Genomic DNA, 4,247 nt, shown 5'->3' with positions numbered 1-4,247 from the left:
TGTACACTGACTCCTTGTGCGGACGGAAGATAATTGATTCCATACCAACACATCTGTAATAAAACAAACGATACTAACAAAATAACTAATGCCGGACGCGCTTTCAACGGTTTGCCCAATCGGAAATGGATATATACCAGATAGGCAAACCAAGTTGCCGCCGCCCATGTCTCTTTTGGGTCCCAAGCCCAGTAATGTCCCCAGGCTTCTTTCGCCCAGATTGCGCCCGTTAACATTCCCAATGTCATAAATGCCAGACCTACATAGGTGAGGTTGTCGCATAAGTCCATCTCTTTCCGTTCTATCTCCTTCTTTTTGAACCAAAGCAGATAGACAGCCATCACCGTCGCCGCTCCCAACATGGCATAGGCGAACATGTACACGATGACATGAGGCGCAAACCACGGGCTTTGCAAAGCAGGCATCAATGTCTTATTGTGAATCTCCGGTTTGAAGACATTGATACAGATAAATACCAGCGAGAGGATACAACTGAAACTAAGAATCCATTTGTACTTCCAACGCACATAGGTAATCAATCCTGCCAACGGAAGGAAGAAAGAATACCATAAACGCGTCTCTCCCATCGTCCGCATGGGCGGGCGTTCAAGAGAAATCCACATTCCAATCATAAAGCTGAAGAAAATAGCCAGTCCCAACAGAGTAAATCCGTAAGCCCAGCCCGGTTTCGTTCCTTTCCAGGCTGCAAAAGCTCCGATAGCCCAACAAACCAGTGCGGCTATGGCAAACAGTACAAAATAGTCCCAACTCATGCTTTATCCTCCTCTTTCCTCTTTTGTGCATTCACGAACAGGCAGAGAGCTCCTGCCATCATCATAATAATTCCTGCGTAAACTACCGGCAACCAAGGGTCGCGCACCAGTTCGAAAACGCTGACATCGCTCCATCGTCCTTTTGTCTCGTCATAACTAAGCTGGTAGATTTTCCATCCTTCCACTTCCATCGGGCGGTTTACTTCGATTGTACCTTCCGTTATCGTTCCTTCCTGTGTGTAAATCTTCACTTCCGACGCAAACCGTTGCGGTTCCCGTTCCGGCATCACAAGACTGGTCAACGAGTCCAGACGCATTGCCCTGTACGGAAAAAGAAAACTACCGCAGCTCACCCAGCCCTCTTTAGCCAACCGGCTCTTCTGATTGACAGCTTTCAGATACACGGCATACGTTGCCCCCATTGAATGAAATTCTGTGAACTTCAATGTATCTTCGGTAGCTACGGAAGCCGCCATTGGGATAGACTGTTCAATGGTAAGTTGCCAATCCTGCAAGTTACCGTTTGACACACCTTCTTCCAGCAGCAAATGTACCGGAGATTTTTCAGGAAGCGTGCGGCCTGTCTCATTGTCAATCAACATCAGTTTCGGGGGATATTCGTCAATAGTGAAATCCTTCAGTTCGATAGCCAGCGGAAGTTCCACCAAATGTCCTTTGTCATCGGTAGCCCGCCATTCGGCATTGCCCATCCGGGTAGTCATCTTCAAACGTTGCATATCGGCGTTTCCTAAAGTGGCAGCTATCAATGCAACAAACAATCCGATATGATTGAGAAGGAACGAAAGTCGTCTCCACTTAAAAGGAAAACTGGCACGAAGTATCGTCAGTCCCAATGCAGTAACCATCCAAAAGTAAAGCAGAACGAAAGGCCAGGATGCAATCATTTGTGAGAATCCCAGCAAATCCGTTGAAGCATTTGAAGCATGACCGGAAGGAGCTTGCCGGATAAGTCCCATTACCACCGTCATGCCGACCACCCACAACAGAGCGGAGACAGCAGCAGAATAATGACTTAACCATCCGAATAAATAAACACGTTTACGAAGAAGGTGCATGGCTATCAGGGCAATGATATAAACCACTGACACAATCACATTGACCGGACAGGCAAACAAATCCCAGTTAATAGCACCCACTGTCATTTGCAGCAATATGCCTATTATCAGTAATCCTGCGCCAATCGTCAGCCCTTCTTTATAACTCCACGGTTTGCTCCACATATATGTCTATCTTATATTTGTTTTATATCTGCGCCAAACGTCCGTTTTCTTTCGCTTTCTCCAACCAGGCAGGAACAGTTGTTTTCAAGAACTTCTCTTTCGCAGCTCTTTCAGCGTCCATATCCAGACCGATATATTCCTGTGCCTTTGCCTTCGTCGAGATGTCCGGCATCGGAACGTCGCCTGTATATCCATTCTTCGCCAATACTTTGGATACGGCAAGACGGGCTTGCATAGCGCGGTCGAGTCCGTGAGAAAGGATTCTCTGAATTTCCTGCGGTGCATGGAAAGAACCGCCGTGTGAAGCCACTCCGAAGTCCCAACGCCACTGTGCCTGACGAATCAATGCAAGAACATCTTTCATTTGAGCTTCTGTTGCTCCGTTGTCCCAGGCGAATTTAGCTTCGATATGCGCTTTCGCCAATTCCTGTTCCAAGCGGTTGCGGATTTCGTTCGCTTTGCGTTGGCGTTCGTAGACGTTATTGCGCAAAGTCTCTTCGCTCTCACGATGACAAACCTGGCAAGTGCGGTCAATCATAGCCAACGGGCTTTGGATATGGTGGTCACTGAATTTCACGCCGCCTTCACTCTTATAAGGCATGTGGCAATCGGCACAGGAGACACCTCTCTGACCGTGGATACCCATCTGGCAAATTTCATAATCAGGATGCTGTGCTTTCAGAATCGGCGTGCGGCTCAGTTTATGGATATAATCGTAGAAACCGGCCTCATCATAATAGGCTTCCATATCTTCCACCGTGAACCCTTTATCCCAAGGGAAAGTAAGGTATTTGCCGTCGCCCTTGAAGTAATATTCAACGTGACATTGCGCACATACCAGTGAACGCATTTCTTGCGGAGTAGCTTTGGTGATGTCTTTTCCCTGACGTTGGAAAGCTTCAATCAGAGCCGGACGGCTGATATGAAGATTCATCGTCTCCGGGTCGTGGCAATCGGAACAGCCAATCGGATTTACGATTTCGGCGCCCATGGCTCCCCATTTATTATTATAGAAAGAATCTACGCCTATGGCTTCCATCATGCGGGGAACATCCGGGCTCTTGCAAGTCCAGCAAGTTGACAGCTGAGGACCGTCGGTCGGATTCACGGGTGCTCCGGTACGCAGTGAAGCGGTAATGTCTTCAATAGCATGCATGTGTCCGCGCGGAGTGGAATAGTCCTTAGAGAAAGCATATCCGGCCCAAAGGACAACCATTTCGGGGCGTTTCTCCAGTGCGTCGACTGCAATGTTTCCATTGAACTCGCTTTCAAAATCAGTCTTTGCCGTTTCCGTCCAAGTCTGATATTCACGGGGAAAATCATCCTTGAAGAGTTCATTCCGTGCTTCAATCCCCTTGATGACGTTCTTACGGTTATTGAAGATGCTGGCGACTTCCGCCCTGCGCTCCATCAACGCAGAAACGCATAATCCCAAAACAAAAACAACGACCATTGAACCTCCGAACAACAGCCATCCTTGCCATGATTTTAATTTCTTTTCCATTGTATATCGGTTTTATTATTTTATTACGTATTTCATTTCCTGTTACTCTTTATTATTCACCATCTTCCGGAGCCATTCGGGGACAGGCGATTCGGGAAGGGGAACGATAGCTCCCGGAGTGCCGGACAAGGAGTTTTTTCCGCCATGCGGAACATCGCGGTGACAATCCCAGCAAGCCTTCCCCTCTCCTACTTGCGACAGCATATAGTCTATCTTCCCCGTCTTCACAAACTCCGTATTGAGCTGCGTATGACAGCGGATACAGTTATTCATTATCACTTCGGAACTGGCTTCGTGAGCCTGGATAACCTGCGGTTCGCTTTTCGTGAGAAAAGCAGCGACGTGCTTCATACCGTCTATACCTTTAAAAGTCCATTTCTTCACGGCATTTTCATGCGGCACATGACAGTCATTACAAGTGGCGTCACGGGCGTGCGAACTATGGAACCATGTCGCGTAGTAAGGCGTCATGATATGGCAATTCACACATGCAGCCGGGTCGTCTCCCAGATAAGTATGCGCGCGGAGCATATACATGAAGAGCGCTCCCCCGCCCACAATAACACCGCCAATGATGACAGCCGCTACCTTCCATTTATACGAAGGAAATAGTCGATTTATTATTGGTAACTTCATCATATGAAAAAGTATTTTTTACAAAAGTAAAGGTTTTGAAACAAAAAAGGTGTAATATCTATTACACCTTTCGAAAGAAAAAATACTCTTTAT

4 protein-coding genes are annotated in these 4,247 nt (G+C 47.3%); all 4 read right to left on the bottom strand.

Going from position 1 to position 4,247, the window contains the following annotated elements; genetic code table 11:
• A partial coding sequence (locus RDN93_RS21755) for a cytochrome c biogenesis protein CcsA (protein ID WP_308747402.1) occupies positions 1–773 on the bottom strand: 773 nt, incomplete at its 3' end.
• A complete protein-coding gene (locus tag RDN93_RS21750) occupies positions 770–2,014 on the bottom strand; it encodes a cytochrome c biogenesis protein ResB (RefSeq protein WP_308747401.1) in 1,245 nt (414 codons plus the stop codon). The genes RDN93_RS21750 and RDN93_RS21755, both read right to left, overlap by 4 nt.
• Positions 2,015–2,036: 22 nt before the next feature.
• Positions 2,037–3,518 (bottom strand): ammonia-forming cytochrome c nitrite reductase, encoded by a 1,482-nt coding sequence (nrfA, locus tag RDN93_RS21745; protein WP_308747400.1) that lies wholly within the window; start codon positions 3,516–3,518, stop codon positions 2,037–2,039.
• Positions 3,519–3,560: 42 nt separating this feature from the next.
• Positions 3,561–4,157: a cytochrome c nitrite reductase small subunit gene (gene nrfH / locus RDN93_RS21740; protein ID WP_308747399.1), complete on the bottom strand. Its 597-nt coding sequence runs from the start codon at positions 4,155–4,157 to the stop codon at positions 3,561–3,563.
• Positions 4,158–4,247 lie beyond the last annotated feature (90 nt).

This window comes from uncultured Bacteroides sp., assembly GCF_902491285.1.
Taxonomy (GTDB): Bacteria; Bacteroidota; Bacteroidia; order Bacteroidales; family Bacteroidaceae; genus Bacteroides.
Note: the sequence above shows the minus strand (reverse complement) of the source record. Positions and strands in the feature narration are given on the sequence as shown.

What these genes read in the sequence shown, in the direction of transcription:
- RDN93_RS21750 (WP_308747401.1), bottom strand. Translation starts at nt 2,014, where the DNA reads ATGTGGAGCAAACCGTGGAGTTATAAAGAAGGGCTGACGATTGGCGCA.
- nrfA (WP_308747400.1), bottom strand. Translation starts at nt 3,518, where the DNA reads ATGGAAAAGAAATTAAAATCATGGCAAGGATGGCTGTTGTTCGGAGGT.
- nrfH (WP_308747399.1), bottom strand. Translation starts at nt 4,157, where the DNA reads ATGATGAAGTTACCAATAATAAATCGACTATTTCCTTCGTATAAATGG.